The sequence below is a fragment of the Streptacidiphilus sp. ASG 303 genome, from assembly GCF_020991365.1.
In the GTDB taxonomy this organism is placed as follows: Bacteria; Actinomycetota; Actinomycetes; order Streptomycetales; family Streptomycetaceae; genus Peterkaempfera.
This window is the reverse complement of record NZ_JAJLRA010000005.1, coordinates 16,525-33,058: the sequence shown is the minus strand read 5'-3', so window position 1 is coordinate 33,058 and position 16,534 is coordinate 16,525. Positions and strand designations below refer to the sequence as shown.

General features: G+C 79.7%; 15 protein-coding genes. 3 read left to right on the top strand and 12 right to left on the bottom strand.

Annotation, left to right across the window (positions count from 1 at the left end; genetic code table 11):
- Window positions 1-8 precede the first annotated feature (8 nt).
- From LO771_RS08945 to LO771_RS08930, 4 genes are all read right to left on the bottom strand, one after another.
- On the bottom strand, window positions 9-1,124 hold the full coding sequence (locus LO771_RS08945; RefSeq protein WP_230649604.1) for a hypothetical protein: 1,116 nt from the start codon (window positions 1,122-1,124) through the stop codon (window positions 9-11).
- 64 nt (window positions 1,125-1,188) lie between these two features.
- Window positions 1,189-2,106: an N-acetylmuramoyl-L-alanine amidase gene (locus LO771_RS08940; protein WP_374228125.1), complete on the bottom strand. Its 918-nt coding sequence runs from the start codon at window positions 2,104-2,106 to the stop codon at window positions 1,189-1,191.
- A 184-nt stretch (window positions 2,107-2,290) separates the two neighbouring features.
- Window positions 2,291-3,616: a hypothetical protein gene (locus LO771_RS08935; protein WP_230650280.1), complete on the bottom strand. Its 1,326-nt coding sequence runs from the start codon at window positions 3,614-3,616 to the stop codon at window positions 2,291-2,293.
- A gap of 145 nt (window positions 3,617-3,761) precedes the next feature.
- Window positions 3,762-4,427 (bottom strand): class I SAM-dependent methyltransferase, encoded by a 666-nt coding sequence (locus tag LO771_RS08930; protein WP_230649600.1) that lies wholly within the window; start codon window positions 4,425-4,427, stop codon window positions 3,762-3,764.
- A 509-nt stretch (window positions 4,428-4,936) separates the two neighbouring features.
- On the opposite strand from LO771_RS08930, the gene LO771_RS08925 reads away from it, so the two are divergent.
- Window positions 4,937-6,016, top strand: a complete 1,080-nt coding sequence (locus LO771_RS08925; protein WP_230649598.1) for an alcohol dehydrogenase catalytic domain-containing protein — start codon at window positions 4,937-4,939, stop codon at window positions 6,014-6,016.
- A gap of 47 nt (window positions 6,017-6,063) precedes the next feature.
- On the opposite strand, the gene LO771_RS08920 is transcribed toward LO771_RS08925, so the two are convergent.
- The 8 genes from LO771_RS08920 to LO771_RS08880 form a co-directional block, all read right to left on the bottom strand.
- The gene (locus LO771_RS08920) at window positions 6,064-7,116 is read right to left on the bottom strand and encodes a CU044_5270 family protein (protein WP_230649596.1); all 1,053 of its coding nucleotides are present in this window, start codon (window positions 7,114-7,116) and stop codon (window positions 6,064-6,066) included.
- Between the two features lie 105 nt (window positions 7,117-7,221).
- The gene (locus LO771_RS08915) at window positions 7,222-7,641 is read right to left on the bottom strand and encodes a hypothetical protein (protein ID WP_230649594.1); all 420 of its coding nucleotides are present in this window, start codon (window positions 7,639-7,641) and stop codon (window positions 7,222-7,224) included.
- 61 nt (window positions 7,642-7,702) lie between these two features.
- Complete coding sequence (locus LO771_RS08910) at window positions 7,703-8,404, bottom strand: peptidase inhibitor family I36 protein (protein ID WP_230649592.1); 702 nt, start codon at window positions 8,402-8,404, stop codon at window positions 7,703-7,705.
- A 376-nt stretch (window positions 8,405-8,780) separates the two neighbouring features.
- Window positions 8,781-8,996, bottom strand: a complete 216-nt coding sequence (locus LO771_RS08905) for a hypothetical protein (RefSeq protein ID WP_230649590.1) — start codon at window positions 8,994-8,996, stop codon at window positions 8,781-8,783.
- Between the two features lie 280 nt (window positions 8,997-9,276).
- Window positions 9,277-11,241: an alpha/beta fold hydrolase gene (locus LO771_RS08895; RefSeq protein WP_230649588.1), complete on the bottom strand. Its 1,965-nt coding sequence runs from the start codon at window positions 11,239-11,241 to the stop codon at window positions 9,277-9,279.
- Between the two features lie 962 nt (window positions 11,242-12,203).
- A complete protein-coding gene (locus tag LO771_RS31280; RefSeq protein WP_230649586.1) occupies window positions 12,204-13,475 on the bottom strand; it encodes an ATP-binding protein in 1,272 nt (423 codons plus the stop codon).
- Window positions 13,472-14,335, bottom strand: coding sequence for a lipopolysaccharide assembly protein LapB (locus tag LO771_RS08885; protein ID WP_230649584.1), 864 nt, complete (start codon window positions 14,333-14,335; stop codon window positions 13,472-13,474). Before LO771_RS08885 ends, LO771_RS31280 begins: the two co-directional genes overlap by 4 nt.
- Window positions 14,332-14,799: a hypothetical protein gene (locus tag LO771_RS08880; RefSeq protein ID WP_230649582.1), complete on the bottom strand. Its 468-nt coding sequence runs from the start codon at window positions 14,797-14,799 to the stop codon at window positions 14,332-14,334. The genes LO771_RS08885 and LO771_RS08880 overlap by 4 nt, the downstream gene beginning before the upstream one ends.
- 118 nt (window positions 14,800-14,917) lie before the next feature.
- Between LO771_RS08880 and LO771_RS08875 the strand changes: the two genes are divergently transcribed.
- Window positions 14,918-15,757: a Nif3-like dinuclear metal center hexameric protein gene (locus tag LO771_RS08875; protein WP_230649580.1), complete on the top strand. Its 840-nt coding sequence runs from the start codon at window positions 14,918-14,920 to the stop codon at window positions 15,755-15,757.
- Window positions 15,758-15,789: 32 nt separating this feature from the next.
- Complete coding sequence (locus tag LO771_RS08870) at window positions 15,790-16,533, top strand: zinc ribbon domain-containing protein (protein ID WP_230650186.1); 744 nt, start codon at window positions 15,790-15,792, stop codon at window positions 16,531-16,533.
- The last annotated feature ends 1 nt before the right edge of the window (window position 16,534 follow it).

Below are 16,534 nucleotides of genomic sequence, written 5' to 3'. Positions count from 1 at the left end.
GCGGCGCGTCAGCCGCGCTCGATGCCCGACGTGTCGGTCAGCAGGCCGCGGCGGCCGTCCTGCAGCTGGGCCACCAGGGCCGCGCCGCGCTGCTCCACGGCCAGGAACCAGGTGCCCGGGGTCAGCTCGCCGACCGGCGGGCCCGCCGGGTCGTCCTCCGGCGCCAGCGGGCGCGGCGCGGGCACCGCGAACCAGAACGGCGCGAAGTCCGGCGCGGGGGCCGGGGCGGGTGCGGGGGCGTGCGCGCCGGCCGGGCCGCCGAAGGAGCCCTCCTGCGGCTGCTGCCCGCCCGGACCGGGCTGCTGCGCGGCGCCGCCCCAGGGCTGTCCGCCCGCGGGCTGCTGGGCGGCCGGGTAGCCGTAGCCGCCGTCCTGCCCGGGGCCGCCGGGGTAGCCGCCCTGCTGCGGGCCGCCGGGGTGGCCGCCCTGCTGCGGGTGGCCGGGGTGGCCGCCGGGACCGCCCTGCTGCGGGCCGCCCGGGTAGCCGCCCGGGTACGCGCCGCCCTGCTGGGGGCCGCCGGGGTGGCCGCCCTGCTGCGGGTAGCCGGGGTGGCCGCCCTGCTGCGGGCCGCCCGGGTAGCCGCCCGGGTACGCGCCGCCCTGCTGCGGGGCGGGCGCGGGCCGGGCGTCGGGGAGCAGCTTCGCCTGGAGGGCCGGCACCAGCGGCGTCGCGACCGCGGCGCCCGCGGTGACCAGCGCCGCCAGGAGCATCAGGTAGGTGCCGAAGGCGTGGTCCACGGAGTCGCCGAAGTCCACGCCGTCCGACGACGGCAGCGCCGCGAAGTAGCCGGAGCCGTTGGCGAACAGCGTCCACACCGCGCTCCAGGCGGCGAAGACGGTGAGGGCGGTGCCCCACTGGCCGAGCCGCAGGCCGGCGACCTGCTTGGCCTGCGCGGCCTCCCCCTGGGAGCGGGCGAGCAGCACCAGCGCCGCCCCCGCCAGGCCCGCCAGTACGACCGAGCCGAGAGTGACGAGGAAGCCGCTGTGCCAGGTGTTGTACGAGCAGGTGTCACCCGTGCAGTTCTTCTTCGCCGCCGAGTACAGCGGGAGGAAGGACGAGACGAGCAGCAGCAGTGCCCCGACGGCGACGGCGGCGTCTCCCCGTTTGAGAGAGCGCAGATTCACGGACGGTTCCCCTCGGTCGTGTCGCCGTGTTCGGCGTGAGTTGACGTTCGAACGGGACAGGAGCCTATCGACCCGGGCCGGTGAGGAAGGCGGTGAGGGCGTCGGCGAGGCCCTCCGCCGCGCGTCCGCGCCACTGAGGGTCCTTCATGCGCCGGGCGTCGCCCGCGTTGCGCATGTTGCCGCACTCGATGAACACCTTCGGCACCCGGGAGAGGTTCAGCCCGCCGAGGTCGCCGCGGACGTCGAGGCCGTCGTGCCCCAGGTACGTGGAGTACGCCTGGCCGGTCGCCGCCGCGAAGCGGTCCCGCAGCAGCAGCCCCAGCGTGCGGGACGGGCCGGTGATCGGCGCGGTGTCGGCCTTCCCCTCCTCGACCCGGGAGGGCAGGATCACGTGGAAGCCGTGCCCCCGGGCCGGTCCGCCGTCCCCGTGCACCGACACCGCGGCGTCCGCGTGCTCGCGGTTGCCCGCCGCCGCCCGCTCGTCGACGCAGGGGCCCCAGGCGCGGTCGCCGTCCTGGGTGAGCACCACCCGCGCCCCCTCGGCCTCCAGGAGGCGCTTCGCCCGCCGCACCACGTCCAGGGTGAAGGACGCCTCCGGGTAGCCGTCGTCGGTCGAGGTGCCCGTGGTGTCGCACTCCTTGCGGCCGTTGCCGATGTCGACGCTGCGGGCGATCTCCGCGGTGTGCGCGCCGTTGTGCGGGTTGTGGCCCGGGTCCAGCACCACCGTGCGGCCCGCGAGCGGCCGGCCGGCGTCCGCGGGCGGGACGGCGCGTCCGGAGGCGGACGGGCGGGGCCGGCCGGTGGGGGACGCGCTCCCGTCGGGCGACGGACCGCCGGAGGGCAGCGGGCCGGCGGGGGAGGCGTCCACGGAGAGGGAGCCGGACGCCGCGGCGTCCGGCCGGCCCCCGCCGCCGCCCGGCAGCGCCTGCCAGCCCAGCCACCCGGCCAGGCCGAGGGCGCCGGCGGTCCCGGCGGCGGCCAGCAGCCGCACCGCGGGCCGCAGACGCGGGGTCCGGTCGCCGTAGGGGGTGCCGAACAGGCCGTCGTCGGGCCCGTCGTGGTCGTCGTGCGGGCCGCCGCCGGGGGCGGGCGCGGCGGCGGAGGCGTTCCCGTCGTCGGGACCGTCGTCGGGGCGGGGGGAGTGGCGCAGGAAGGGCACGGTCGGGTCAGATCCCATCCCCGGTCCGCGACGCGAGGCCGTACCGGTGGGCGATCGGGTTCCAGGAGAGGACGAAGGACTGCTTGCTGCGGGTCGCCCGGGCGCTCCAGGCGTCGGCCTGCTGCCGGTCCGCGGTGCGGGGCGCGCCGCCCGCCGCGCAGCCGTCCGCGATCACCCGGTCGGCCCACCGGCGGTAGGCCCGGTCGGCGTCGGCGGACTGCTGCCAGGCCGAGCGCAGCAGCGCGGCGGCGGACCGGCCGCCCTGCAGCGCGCCCAGGTCCAGCCGGCCCAGCTCGGCGAGCAGCTGCTCGCGCTGGCCGGCCGCCTGGTCGAAGACGGCGGCGGCGCTCCGCATCGCCGCCGGGTCGGCGCAGCTCTCCACGGTGGCGACGGCGTTGCCGACCTGCCTGCGGGCCCCGGCGTTGCGGGACAGCAGCCGGTCCAGGGCCGCCGCCTGGGCCCGCGCCGCGGCCGGGTCCGCCGAGGCGGCGGGGGAGGACGGCGCGTCCGACGCCGGTGCGGAGGGCTGCGACGGACCGCCGGGCGGCGGCGGGGCCGGGGTGCCGCTGCCGACGGGGGACGCCGGGACGGAGGAGGAGGCGTTCGCGCGGGAGCCGCCGGAGCCGCCGCCCAGGGCCCACACCAGGCCCCCGCCCAGGGCCGCCGCGGCCAGCACCACGACGGCCGCGAGCAGCGCGGTCCGGCGGCCGTGGCCCGCGCCGCCGTCCTCCGGCGCGCCCGGGGGCATGCCGGGGACCGGCCCGGGCTGCTGCGGCGCGCCGTACGGCTGGGGGTACCCGTACGCCGGGGGCGCCGGGAGGTGGCCGTGGCCCTGCTGCGGCCCGGGCGCGCCGTAGCCCTGCTGCGGCCCGGGGTGGCCGTACGCGGGGGAGGGCTGCGGGTACCCGTACGCGGGGGAGGGCTGCGGGGGGCCGTAGCCCGGCGGGGGAGGGCCGAACCCGGCGGACGCTCCCGGACCGGCCGGGCCCTGCGGGTCCTGGGGCTGCGGGTCCTGGGACTGCGCGGGCTGCGGGACCTGGCGCGGGGACGGCGGGGGCGGCGGCGCGGGGGCCGCCGCGGGGGTGTCCATCGACGTCGGCAGGTACGGGCGGCCGCCCGGAGGAGGCCCGCCGGGACCGTCGCCCCCGGGCCCGCCGCCGGCCGGTCCCCCGTCCCCGCCCGGGGCGGCGGGGGCGCCGCCCCGGCCGGACCCGGGCGCACCGGTGCCCCGCAGCCGCTGGGTGCTGCCGTCGCCGCGTCTCACCCAGCCGCCGGCCCCGTCGCGCGCCGTCGGGTCCCAGACCGCCGGTGCGCCCTCGTCGTCGTTCGCCATCCCGTCTCCCCGCACGGTCGCCGCGGGCCCGCCGCGCCGCGGCCCGTGGAGCTCTCCGGCCGCACGCCCGTGCCGCCGCAGGGGCCACCGTACCGGGCACGGGACCCGGGGTCCGCGCGCACGCCCCTCCCGGCCGGGCCGGTGGTCACGCCGCGCGGCGCAGCACCCGCAGCGAACCGGTCACCGAGACCTCCTCGAACCCCTCGGCCAGCGCCCGCAGGTACACCCGGTAGGGCGCCTGCCCGCCGTCGGCCGGGTCGGGGAAGACGTCGTGCACCACCAGCAGGCCGCCGTCGGCCAGGTGCGGCACCCAGCCCTCGTAGTCCGCCGTGGCGTGCTCGTCGGTGTGGCCGCCGTCGATGAACACCAGCCCCACCGGCGACCCCCACACGGCCGCCACCTGCGGCGACCGCCCGACCAGGGCGACGACGTGGTCCTCCAGCCCGGCGGCGTGCAGGGTCCGGCGGAAGCGCGGCAGGGTGTCCATCCGGCCGACCTCCGGGTCCACCAGCGTCGCGTCGTGGTACTCCCAGCCCGGCTGCTGCTCCTCCGAGCCCCGGTGGTGGTCGACCGTCAGCGCCACGGTGCCGGCGGCGCGGGCGGCCGCGGCGAGCAGGATCGCCGAGCGGCCGCAGTAGGTGCCGATCTCCAGCACCGGCAGCCCGGTGCGCGCGGCGGCGTCCGCGGCGGCCGCGTACAGGGCCAGGCCCTCGTCCACGGGCATGAATCCGGTCGCCGCCTCGAACGCCGCCAGGACCTCCGGCCCCGGGCGGGCCGCGGTGCCGGTGGTCCCGCCGATGCCGTGCGCCATGTGCTGCTCCCTGTTCCCCGGACGGGCCCCGCCGCTTCCGCGGCCGGGCCGGTCCGCCGTGTGCCGGTGCCGTCCGTGCGGTGCGCCGTCCGTGCCGTCCGCCGTCCGTGCCGTGTGGTGGGCGCGGGCGGTGCGCGCCGCGCGTCCGGTGGACCCTACTCGACGGCGCGGACCCGCCGCCGGACCGGCCCCGGGCTGCGCCGGCCGGTGGTTACCGGCGGGTAGAGGACCGCCCGCCGGGGGTTCCGGAGGCCTGCCGCATGCGTTATACATGGTCCCGCGGCCGGAACACCCTCCGGCCCGCCCCGTGGACGGCGGCCCAGGGCCGCAGCGGACGGCCCCGGCGCGGCCGCAGGTGCGGACGGCCGCGCCGGGGCTCCCCCCTCCCGGGCCGCACCCGGCCCGTGCACCCGGGGCCAGCCCCCGGTCCGCAGTCCCCGCACCGCACCGGACCGGACCGGCCCCGGACCGGCCCCGGACCGGCGGGACGAACCGACGGGAGCCGTGCCGTGCGCGCAGCGATCCTCCACGAGACCGGCCAGGAGCACCTGGAGGTCCGCGACGACGTCGAGACGGTGCCGCTCGGACCGGGCACCGTCCGCGTCCGGCTGCGCGCCGCGGGCCTGTGCCACTCCGACCTGTCCGCGATGAGCGGCGTCCTGCCGCAGCCCGCGCCGTTCGTCCCCGGCCACGAGGGCGCCGGCGACGTGGTCGAGGCCGGGCCCGGGGTCACCGGCCTGGAGCCGGGCGACCGCGTGGTCCTCTGCTGGATGCCGCCCTGCGGCGCCTGCCCGCACTGCCGCCGCGGCCAGGGCCACCTGTGCACGGCGAGCCTCTCCCGGCTGCGCACCCCCGGCTTCCGCTTCGCCGGCGGCACCGGCCTGTACGGCTTCTACAGCGTCGGCGCCTTCGCCGAGGAGGTCGTGGTCGCCGCCGGGAGCGCCCTCAAGGTGCCCTCCGACGTGCCCTACGAGGTGGCGGCCCTGGTCGGCTGCGGGGTCACCACCGGGGTGGGCGCCGCCGTCAACACCGCCGCCGTGGCCCCGGGCTCCACCGTGGCCGTGATCGGCTGCGGCGGCGTCGGCGTCGCCGCCGTGCAGGGCGCCCGCGTCTGCGGCGCCGCCCGGATCGTGGCCGTCGACCCGGTCGCCTCCCGCCGGGAGCGCGCCCTGGCCTTCGGCGCCACCGACGCCGTCGCCCCCGAGGAGCTCAGGGCCGCCGGGCGGCGGCTCACCGAGGGCGGCTTCGACTACGTCTTCGAGGCCGTCGGCCGCTCCGCCACCGTCCGCGCCGCCTACGACGCGGCCCGCCGCGGCGGCGCCGTGGTGGTCGTCGGGGCGGGCGCCCGCGACGACCGGGTGTCGTTCTCCCTCGGCGAGCTCTTCTTCGACGAGAAGCGGATCCTGCCCTCGATGTACGGGGGCGGCGACGTGCGGCGCACCGCCGACCGCGTGCTGGACCTGTGGCGAGCCGGGCGGATCGACCTGGAGGGCATGGCCACCCACCGGGTGGCGCTGGAGGACGTCGGCGACGCGCTCGCCCTGATGCGCGCGGGCGAGGGCCTGCGCACCCTGGTCTCCTTCGGCTGAGCCGTCCCGCCCGGCGCCGGGCGGGACGGCCGGTCCGCGGCGCCGGCTCACCCGTCCCGGCGGGGGAGCTCCCCCGGCCGGTCGGCGATGCCCTGGCCGAGGACGGCGGTCGAGGTCACGGCGGTGCCCGCGCTGCCCCACGGGCCGTCCCGGAGCAGGACCTCGCGCTCGCCGAGGAGCCGCAGGCTGCCCCGGTTGAAGATCCACTCGGTGCGTTCGCCCCCGTGGTCGCGCACGACGGCCGTGCCGTGCCGTCCGGCCGCGTCCACGGCGTCGGGCACGACCGCCACGCCGGGGATGCGGGCCGCGGCGCGGTACAGGGCGGCACCGGTCCCGGGCGGCACCGCCGTGCCGCGCAGCAGGTCGCCGATGGTGGTGAACGCCTCCTGGTCCGGGCCGGTGGTGGAGCCGGTGCCGGGGCCGTGGCCGGGGACGGTCTCGGCGTAGATCCTCCGCAGCAGGGCGCCGGGGTCGGCGGGGAGCCGCTCCAGGAGCCGGTAGGTCGGACTGTTCAGCGTGCCGTCGCCGGGGGCGTCCAGCCACCGCGTGCCGCCGCCGTCGCGCTGCAGGGTGGGCCCGCTGCCGTCGACCGACGTCCACTCCTCGCGGTCCGCCGACACCCGCTCGGTCCGCCCGGTGTCCCCGTCCAGCGACGTCGTCCAGCCGGTGACGCGGACGTAGCCGTACCGGTGGCCGGGGACCGGGGATCCGGGCCCCTCCGCGGCGGCCAGGGCGGCGCGCTCCAGCAGCCGCACCGCGCCCGGCGAGGCCGCGTGCCGCGCGTGCCCGCGCTCCCGGGTTCCGGGAGAGCCCGCCGGGGCCGTCCCCGTCGGCAGGCCGCCGACGCCGACGGTGAGCGCCAGGGCGCCGGCGGCGACGGCCGCGGCCGCCGCCGGGAGCAGGGCCGGGCGCCGCCGCCGGCCGGACCGTCCGGGGGAGGGCGGGGCCGCGGGGCCGGCCGCGCGGGCCGGGCCTCCCCCGGGGCGGTGGTGCCGCTCGGCGCGGGGGTCCGGATCCGCCGGACGCGGCAGGAGGCGGCCGGCCTCCCCGGGCACCGGTTCCTCGTGCTCCCCGGACCGCTGCCGGAAGGGGATGGTCACCTGATCTCCTCTCAGTGGTGCGGAACGGGGTGCGGGACGGGGTGCGGACCCGGGGCGCGGACGGGCCGTGCGGGGCCGCCGCCCGGTGGGGCCGCCCCGGGGGGCTCAGAACCGTCCGACGCCGCCGAGGATCCTGCCGTCCCGGTCGAAGACGCTCACCTGCCCCACCTGCCCGCCGGTGTGCGCCCAGGCGGCGAACGCCCCGGCGATGCGCTGCGCCTCCCGGCTCTCCCCGGAGGCCAGGTCCGTGGAGACGTAGGCGTTGCCGGTGCTGCCGTCCCACTGACCGGACAGCGCCGTCACGTGCCGGACCGCCTCCCTCTGCTCCGCCGTCCCCTCCCGGTCGGTGCGGGCCAGGAAGGCCCTCCTGTCCTCCGCCGGGACGGTGGGCACCCCCGAGGGGAAGGCGCTGACGGTGTGCACCTCGCTCGGCACGGCCACGGTCTCCGTCGAGCAGGAGGAGGCGCCGAGGACGGCGGCTGCGGCCAGGGCCGCGGCGGCGAGGGGTCGCTCCAGTCGCTCCAAGGGGGCCCCTTCCGGGGGACGGGCCGCCTCCGCCGGGGCGGTGGGGCGGCGGGGGCGGTCGTCAGACGACGAGGGCGTCCGCCCTGTCGTTCCAGCTGCCGCCGGTCCGGTAGCCGACCTTCGTGAAGTCCTTCACGCATGCGTCGGCGGGCAGGAGCAGTTCCGGATCCGGCATGAGCGGGCGCCAGTCGTAGAGCCCGCCGCGGCCCACCGCCTTGAGGTCGCAGGCCGAGCTGGCCTTGTCGCGGAAGTCCCACTCCTGCAGCCGCTTCGTCCCCGGGGCGGACCAGCGCAGCATCCTGCCCCGGTAGCCGGCGTCCTGCCAGAGGCAGACGTAGGAGGCCGGGCAGGACTCCGTGGAGCGGGCGTAGCCGGGCGGGACGGGGTCGGCGGGGGCCGTGGTGACGGGCCCGACGCCGTAGCCGTCGCCGTCCGTGGGGTCGCCGTCGCCGGCGGCCTCCGCGGCGGCCCGCGCGGCGCCGGAGCGGAGCGTCCGGGGCTGCGGGTGTGCGGCGTCGTAGGCGGCCACCGCCGCGTCGGCCTCGGCCGTCGTGTCGAAGCAGCCGACCGACCCGTCCGGGAACTCGTTGCAGACGCTCGCGCCGTCCCAGCCGTCCGCCAGGTCGATCGTCCTGCCGTCGTGGTCGGCGAGCACGCCGCCGCCGGTTCCGCCGCCGTCGGCGGCGTGGGAGGCGGGGACCGGTGCGAGCACGAGGAGGGCCGCCGATAACGCCGTGCCCGTCATGCGCCTGCTGCCGCGCAAGTCCGCCTCCCTGGACGTCCGGGGGGAGGCGTCCGCCGCTCCCCCCTGAGCAACGGGCGGCATCCTAGGGAGCAAGGAGGAAGTCGTCAAATTCCTTCACAAATGGACATGGTGACGTCCATTTCGCCCGTCCCCGGGGGTGCCCGTCCCCGGGGTTCGCCCGGCCCGGGGGCGTGTCCCGGGCTGCGGCCCCCGCCGACCCCGCCGACGGACCACCCGGGCGCCCCCCGCCCGGGCATCGTCCCGCCTCCGTCCCGGCCGCGGGCCCCGCCCCGGACGCCGCTCCGCCCCGCCGCGGGGCGGCGGGGCGGAGCGGCGGGTCCCGGACCGGTCGGCGCCGCCCCCGGTCCGGGCCCCGCGGTGCGGAAGCGGCCGGCTACACCCCGCCGGACATCCCGGGGAAGGACCACCCCGGGGCCGGCGGCCCCGACAGGGCGCTCCCCGCACGGCGGTGGCGGCCGTGCCCGGCCTCCGGCTCCAGGACGGCGTCGTCGTTGCGCGCGACGGGCCCGCGGTGCCGGCCGGCCCCGGCGCCCGCAGCCACCGCCTCGGCGGCGCGCTTCTCTGTGGTGTCGGTGAAGGCTTCGGACATCAGATGCGTTCTCCGTGGGAGGGGTCAGGACTGGACGGTGCCGCACGGCGGTGCACGCCGTGCGGGTGCACCGCGGGACCCGGTCGCGGACCGGGGCCGGGCCGCCGGGGCGGCCGCTCGGGTGGATCACCCTACCCAGGCGGTCACGGCCGGTGCACGCTCGGTCCCGCCCCGTCGGCGGACCGCCGCGGCGCGCCCCGGAGGGCCCGCCCGCGGGACGGGTGACGGACCGTCGTCCGACCGGCCGTCACCCGGCGCTCCCGGCCGCCGCGCCCGCAGGTCAGGAGGGGCGGCCCGTGCGGAGGAAGCCCGCCAGCAGCTCCCGCACGACGGGCGCGCCCTCCTCCGCCAGGAGCTCGTGCCCCGCCCCCGCCGACTCCACACACCGGAAGTCGGACCCCTCCGCGCGCCCCGCCCGCAGCAGCCGCTCCCGCAGCGCGCGGGAGTGCGCCACCGGCACCACCTCGTCGCGGTCGCCGTGCACCACCAGCAGCGGCGCGGTGATGCGGTGGCAGACCTCCAGGACGTCGCGGGGCCCGCGTGCGTCGTCGACCGTCGCGCCGCCGCCGAGCCGGGCGGTGAGCGCCCGCACCGGGGCGGCCGCCTCGGCGAGCAGCCGCGCCCCGGAGAGGAACGGCGCCACGGCCGCGCAGCGCGACACGTGGCCGTCGGGGGCGTGGGCGGCGGCCAGCAGGGCCAGGAACGCGCCGTAGCTGATCCCGAACAGGGCGGGCGGCTCCAGTCCGAGGGCCGCCCGGCGGGGCGCCAGGTCCGCCAGCAGCGCCAGGACGTCCTCCAGGTCGGGGCCGCCCCAGGCGCCGTGCAGGCACAGGGCGTGCTCGGGCCCGTACCCGGTGCTGCCCCGCTGGTTGGGCGCGACCACGGCCAGCCCCTCGGCCGCCAGCCGCTGCAGCGTCGGGTCGAACTCCAGCCGCCAGGCGTCGGCCGGTCCGCCGTGCAGCGCCACGACCAGGTGGCGCGCGGTGGACCAGCCGGCCCCGCCGTAGACGACGGCCTCCATCGGACCGGCCGCCCCGCACAGCTCCACGGCGGCGGCGGGGTGCCAGCGGCCGCCGCCGGGCCCGGCGCTGCCGTCGAGGCGCCAGCCGGGCGGCCCGGGAGGCGTGTCCGGGGACGGCGTGTCCGGTGACGGCGTGCCCGGGAACGGGGTGCCGGGCGGCGGTGCGCCCTGCGGCGCGCGGGGCGGTACGGGCGCGGCCGCCGGGCGCCGCGCCGCGTCGACGTCGAGGGTCGCCAGCGCCGCCGGGTGGTCCGGGGCCGAGTACGGGATGCGCAGCCCCGCCCGCGACCAGTGGGCCACCGCCCCGAACCGGCCCGCCGGTGCGGGCAGCAGCTCCAGCCCCCCGCCGGACGGCCGCCACAGCGCCAGTGCCGAGCCCGCGCCCCGGTCGAGCTGCACGGCGACGCGCCGCTCCGCCGCCGGCCCGGGGGAGGCCGCGGCCTCCACGGCCACCGGCCGCACCAGCGCGCCCGGCACGTGCAGGCACTCGGGGAAGCGCAGCGGCTCCTCCGCGCCGAGCACGCCCCAGCCGAGGCGGTCGGTGCCCGGGGCGTCGCTGCGCACGACGGCGAGCCGGGTGTCCGGGTCGAAGAGGACCAGGCGGTCGCTGCTGCCCTCGGCGATCTCCAGCAGCGGCGACACGGTGCCGTCGGCGAGGTCCAGCGCGACGCTGCGGACGGTCCCGCCCGCGACCCGGTCCAGGGCCAGCAGCCGGCCCTGCCGGTCGAGCCACACCCCGCCGCCGAAGAGCCCCGCCAGCTCGGCGGCGCGGCGGGGTGCCGATCCGTCCCCGGCGACCAGCCAGACGGTGGTGACGTGCCGGGCGTCGCCCGCCAGGGCCACCGCGACGGGGGCGCCGGGCCCGGCGCCGGGCGGCACGGGCACCGGCAGCAGCCGCAGGGCGGCGGCGCGCAGCGTCCCGACGGGCTGCTCGCCCTCGGGGGAGAGGACCGCCGACCGGTGCAGCTCCCCGTCGTGGCGGCAGACCAGCACCCGGCCGTCGGCCAGTGCCACCAGCTGGGCCTGCAGACTCTCCGAGCGGCGTCCGGCGGGCGGCAGCGGCACGGGCGCGGGCGCGGCCCCGGGCCGGTCCAGCCGCCAGCTCTCGGCGTACCACCCGCCGCCGTCGGCGGCGGCCAGGCAGGCCGCGTGGGAGCCGTCGGCGGCGAAGGTGAAGGAGACGCGGCGCAGGGCCGGTGCGGCGGTCCGCGTGGTGAGGGTCATGCGGAGGCCGTCCGTGCGGCCTCCGGCCCGGAGGGGGGCGCGCCGCGGAAGGGCCGGGCGCGGCCGTCCGGCCCGGCGCCCGCGGCCGGTGCGGCGGTCGGACGCCCGGGCGGCCTCCGGACGGGCGGCGGCGCCGTCCGCGGCCGGACCGGCCGGGGGCGTCCGCAGCGGCGCGTGCCGGGCCGTGTCCGGTCATGTGCGCCGGTGGGGCGCAGGGGCCCCTCCCGCCCGTCGGCGGGGGAGGAGGGACTCCGGTGCGGTGCACCGCAGGACGGAGGGCCGACGCCGTCCCGGGCGTACCCGGACGGCTCGGACGAGGCGGCGGGGCGCCGTGCCCGGGGGCACGCCGCGCGCCGGACGGGCGCGGCCGGCCACGGCCCGGGGGTCGGCGGCCGGACCGCGCTCCGGAGGGCGCCGGCGGTGGACCCCCATCCACCACCGGCACCCCCGGGCGCGGCCGCGGCCGCCCGTGCGTCCTCCGCCGGCCTGCGGCCCCCGGTCACGTGCCGCGGTGTGCCCTTCCCCATGCCTGCACATCCCTGCCTCGGACCCGTGGCGACCGCATGCCGGCCGGCTTCGGAAACCGGGGCGGGAATGGACGTTCTTCCGGTCCCCCTGACCCATCCGGCCCATTCCCGCCCCGTCGCAGCACCGAAGGTACGGGCGGTTCCCGGCGGCCCTCAACGCGATCACCGGCCCTTCACCCGTACGGGTGGTCCGCGGCGGATTCCGCTCCCGCGGCCGGTCCGCAGCCCCCATCGTCACGCGCCCCGCGCCCGCGCGTGCCGCACGGCCGCGGCCCGGTCCGCCCCGCGTCCGACGGCCGCCCGGCCCGCGTTCGACGGCCGTCCGGCCCGCGCCCACGCCCGCGCCCGCGCCCGCGCGTGCCGGAGGACCGGACGGCGGCCGCCCCGCCCGCCCTCCGGTCCGCACCCCGTCCGGGCCCCGCGGGCCCGCCCTCGTCACTCCCCGCGGGCGAGCCTCCGCCGCACCTCGCGCGTCCGCAGGTACGCCGCCACGTCCTCGTACCGCTCGCCCTGGTTGGCGAACTCCACGTACGCCTTCGCCCGCTGCAGCCAGTCCAGCGTCGAGGGCCGCACCCGGCCCGCCGCCGCCAGCAGCCCCGGCGTGCCGAGCGGGGGCTCGCCGCCCGTCGCCAGCGCCTCCTCGATCAGCTCGTCCACGGCGTGCTCCACCACGGCCCGCAGGTCGGCCCCGGAGTACAGCGCGGTGCGGGCCGCGACCGCCGCCGCGTCCACCCCGTCCCGCCCGGGGACCGCGGCCGCGTGCACCCGCAGGATGTCCGCGCGGGCGGCCTCGTCCGGCGGCGGCACGAAGACCACCCGGTCGAAGCGGCCCGGCCGCAGCATCGCCTCGTCCACGTCCCAGGGGGCGTTGGTGGCGGCCATCACGGTCAGGCCGGTGTTGTCGGAGCCGATCGCGTCCAGCTCCTGCAGCAGCACGTCCACCAGCCGCCGCGCCTCGGACCCGCGGTGCTTGTGCCGCGCGTACGCCAGCCCGTCCAGCTCGTCCAGGAAGAGCACGCACGGGCCGACGGCGCGGGCCGTCTCGAAGGCCTGGTGCAGGTTGCGCTCCGAGACGCCCTGGTAGGGGTCGATCACGTCCTCGATGCGGACGTTGAGGAACGGCAGCCCGCACTCGCCCGCCGTGGCCCGCGCCAGCAGCGTCTTGCCGCACCCGGGCGGCCCGTACAGCAGGACGCCGCCGCCCGCCCGCCGGCCGTACCGCTCGAACAGCTCCGGCCGGGAGCGGGGGAGCACCACCATGCGGTGGACGAGCTTCTTGACCTCCGCCATGCCGCCGACGTCGGCGAAGGTCGTCGACTCCGGCCCGGCGTCGTCGTACGGGCCGCCGGCGGCGCCGTCCGCCCCGTCGGCGCGCACCCGCAGCCGGTCGGCGCCGCTGCGCTCCGCCACCCGGTCCTCGACCTGCCGTTGCAGCGCCGCCACCCCCTCCACGACGCCGGCCTGGCGGGCCGCCTCCAGGCAGGCCCGCGCCAGGTCCAGCCGGTCGGCCTCCAGGGCGGCCGCGCCGACCTGGAGCAGCGACTCGGGGGGCAGCGCCCCCGCCTGGAGCAGCACCTCGAAGTGGGCCAGCGACTCCCCGCCGCGGCCGTCCGCGAGCAGCGCCTCGGCGAGGATCAGCCGCAGCATGGCGTCGTCGGGGCCGGCCTCCACGGCCCGCCGCAGCGACTCGATCCGGTCCTCGCTCACAGGACCCCTCTCTTCATCAGCCCCCGCACCACCGGGGGCGCTATCCAGGAGTACGCGCAGAACGCCAGCCAGGCGAGGGCCGCCGGGGTGGCCGCCGCCCCCAGGCCGACGAGCCGCAGGGCGGCGTGGACCACGACCACCGTGATCCAGATCTGGAAGGCGCTGAAGCGCCGGAACGGCCGCAGCGGCCGCAGCAGCCAGTGGTCGGCCGCCCGCAGCTCGCGGGCCGCCGCCACGGCGTGCCGGTTCTGCGGGTTGTTCGCGGCGGCGGCCCGGAAGCCCGCGTAGGCGGCACCGGTGTCGCCGCGGTGCGAGGCCGCCAGGCCGCGCAGGGCGTGGGCGCCCGCGTCGTCGGGGTCGGCGGCCAGCAGCCCGGCGGCGATCCGCCGGGCCTCGTCGTGGTCGCCGCGGGCGATCGCCAGCACCGCCCGGGTGTGCGCGACCGGCCGGGCTCCGGGCTCGGCGGCCGCGGCCCGCTCCAGGAGCAGCCGGGCCTTGTCGTGCTGTCCGGCGAAGCCGCACATGCGGGCGTAGGTGCAGAGCAGCCAGACGTCCTCCGGGTCCAGCGCCAGGCCCTGCAGGCAGGCCCGCTCGGCCTCGGGGGTGCGGCCGAGGTCGGCGAGGGCCTGGGCGAGGACGCCCAGCAGGCCGGTGTCCGGGCCGTGGGCGGCCAGCCCGCTGCGGGCGATGTCGACGGCGGCCGCGTCCTCGTCCGCCAGGTGGTGGGCCAGGGCGCGGATCCGGAACGCCCGCGCCGAGACCGCCTCCTCGCCCGTGACCCGGGACAGCTCGTCCAGCGCCCGGTCGGGCCGGCCGCGCTCCAGCCAGTGCCCGGCCAGGTCCAGGGCCCCGGCGCTCATCCCGCCACCGCTCCGGACACCGCCCCGGCCAGGGCCGCCGTGCCCGCGGTCTCCAGGGCGCCGAGGACGAGGACCGCCGCGAGCCCGGTGCGCAGCAGCGGCGCGTGCTCCCCGCCCCGCAGGACGAAGACCCGGTCCCGCTCGCGCTGCAGGTGCGCCTGCACCAGGTACGCCGCCACCGCCAGCACCCGCAGCACCGGCAGCTCGGTCGCGCCGATCCGGGAGCCCCCCGCCACGAGCAGCGCGGCCGTCGCCGCCAGGGCGGCCGCACCGGCCGCCGCGACGCCCGCCACCCTGCCGCGCGGCAGGCCGAGCCGGACGGCGTTCGCCACCGCGACGGCGGTGCCGGCCAGGGTGCCGCCGAAGAAGGCCACGTACCCCTGGGAGGAGAGCCGCCACGGGCGGCCGGTGCCGGGCGGCTGCCGCTGCAGCGTCGGCTGGAGGAGCGGATCGGTCGATGTCACGCGCGCAGTCTGGCGCACCCGGCCGACCGGTGACCAGCCGGACCGGCCGCCGCCCGGCGGCCCACCCCGCCGACCGGCGGGGGCGGGCGCCGGGCGCGGTGCGCGGTAGTCTCGACCCGTGCCCAGACTGTCCGACGTCATCAGCGTGCTCGAGGAGCTCTACCCGCCGCGGTGGGCGGAGCCGTGGGACGCGGTGGGCCTGGTCTGCGGCGATCCGCACGCCGAGGTCTCCCGCGTCCTGCTGGCCGTGGACCCCGTCCAGGCCGTCGTCGACGAGGCCGTGGCCTGGGGGGCCGACCTGGTGGTCACCCACCACCCCCTCTACCTGCGGGGGACGAGCAGCGTCGCCGCGACCACCCCCAAGGGCCGCGTCGTGCACACCCTGATCCGCAACGGCGTGGCGCTGCACGTGGCCCACACCAACGCCGACCACGCCGATCCCGGCGTCTCCGACGCCCTCGCCGAGGCCGTCGGGCTGCGCGTCACCGGTCCGCTGGTGGCGGACCCGACCGACCCGGCGGGCCGCCGCGGCACCGGCCGCGTCGGCGAGCTGCCCGAGCCCGAGCCGCTCTCCGCCTTCGCCGTGCGCGTGGCGGCGGCCCTGCCCGCCACCGCCGCCGGGATCCGCATCGCGGGCGACCCGGACCGCCGGATCGCCCGCGTCGCGGTGTGCGGCGGTTCCGGCGACAGCCTCTTCGAGGCGGTGCGCGCCGCCGGCGCCGACGCCTACGTCACCGCCGACCTGCGCCACCACCCGGCGTCCGAGGCGTCCGAGACCGCGCCGGTCGCCCTGGTCGACGCCGCGCACTGGGCCACCGAGTGGCCCTGGCTGCGGCTGGCCGAGCGCGACCTCGCCGCCGAGGCCGAGCGGCGCGCCTGGGCCCTGGAGATCAAGGTCTCCACCCTGGTCACCGACCCGTGGACGGCCCACGCGCCCATGCCGAACCCCACCGACTGACCGTCCGCCCCCACGCATCCCAGGAGCCTCCGCTGAACGCCGCGCCCGCCGACCAGATCCGCCTGCTGGACCTGCAGGCCCTCGACTCCCGCCTCGACCAGCTGGCGCACCGGCGCAGGAGCCTGCCCGAGCACGCCGAGATCGAGAAGGCCACCGCCGACCACACCGCGCTGCGCGACCTGGTCGTCGCCGCCGAGACCCAGCTCGGCGACACCACCCGCGAGCAGACCAAGGCCGAGCAGGACGTGGAGCAGGTCCGCGCCCGCGCCGCCCGCAACCAGCAGCGGCTGGACTCCGGCGCCGTCACCTCGCCCAAGGACCTGGAGAACCTCCAGCACGAGATCGGCTCCCTCGCCCGGCGCCAGTCCGACCTGGAGGACGTCGTCCTCGACGTCATGGAGCGGATGGAGTCCGCCCAGACCCGCGTCACCGAGCTGACCGCGCGCCTGGAGCACGCCACCGTCGTGCTGGAGGAGGCCGTCGCCCGCCGCGACGCCGCCTTCGCCGAGATCGACGCCGACGCCGCGAAGGTCGCCCGCGACCGCGAGGCCGTCGCCGCCGTCATCCCCGCCGACCTGATGAAGCTCTACACCCGCCTGCGCGAGCAGCAGGGCGGCGTCGGCGCGGCCCGCCTGCACCAGCGGCGCTGCGAGGGCTGCCACGTCGAGTTCTCCACCGCCGACCTCAACGCGGTGAAGGCCGAGCCCGCCGACGCCGTGGTGCGCTGCGAGAACTGCGGCCGCATCCTGGTCCGCACCTCCGACTCGGGGATCTGAC

Coding starts and splice junctions, on each gene's coding strand:
- LO771_RS08935 (WP_230650280.1), bottom strand. CDS start 3,616: ATGGCGAACGACGACGAGGGCGCACCGGCGGTCTGGGACCCGACGGCG.
- LO771_RS08930 (WP_230649600.1), bottom strand. CDS start 4,427: ATGGCGCACGGCATCGGCGGGACCACCGGCACCGCGGCCCGCCCGGGG.
- LO771_RS08905 (WP_230649590.1), bottom strand. CDS start 8,996: ATGTCCGAAGCCTTCACCGACACCACAGAGAAGCGCGCCGCCGAGGCG.
- LO771_RS08895 (WP_230649588.1), bottom strand. CDS start 11,241: ATGACCCTCACCACGCGGACCGCCGCACCGGCCCTGCGCCGCGTCTCC.
- LO771_RS08885 (WP_230649584.1), bottom strand. CDS start 14,335: ATGAGCGCCGGGGCCCTGGACCTGGCCGGGCACTGGCTGGAGCGCGGC.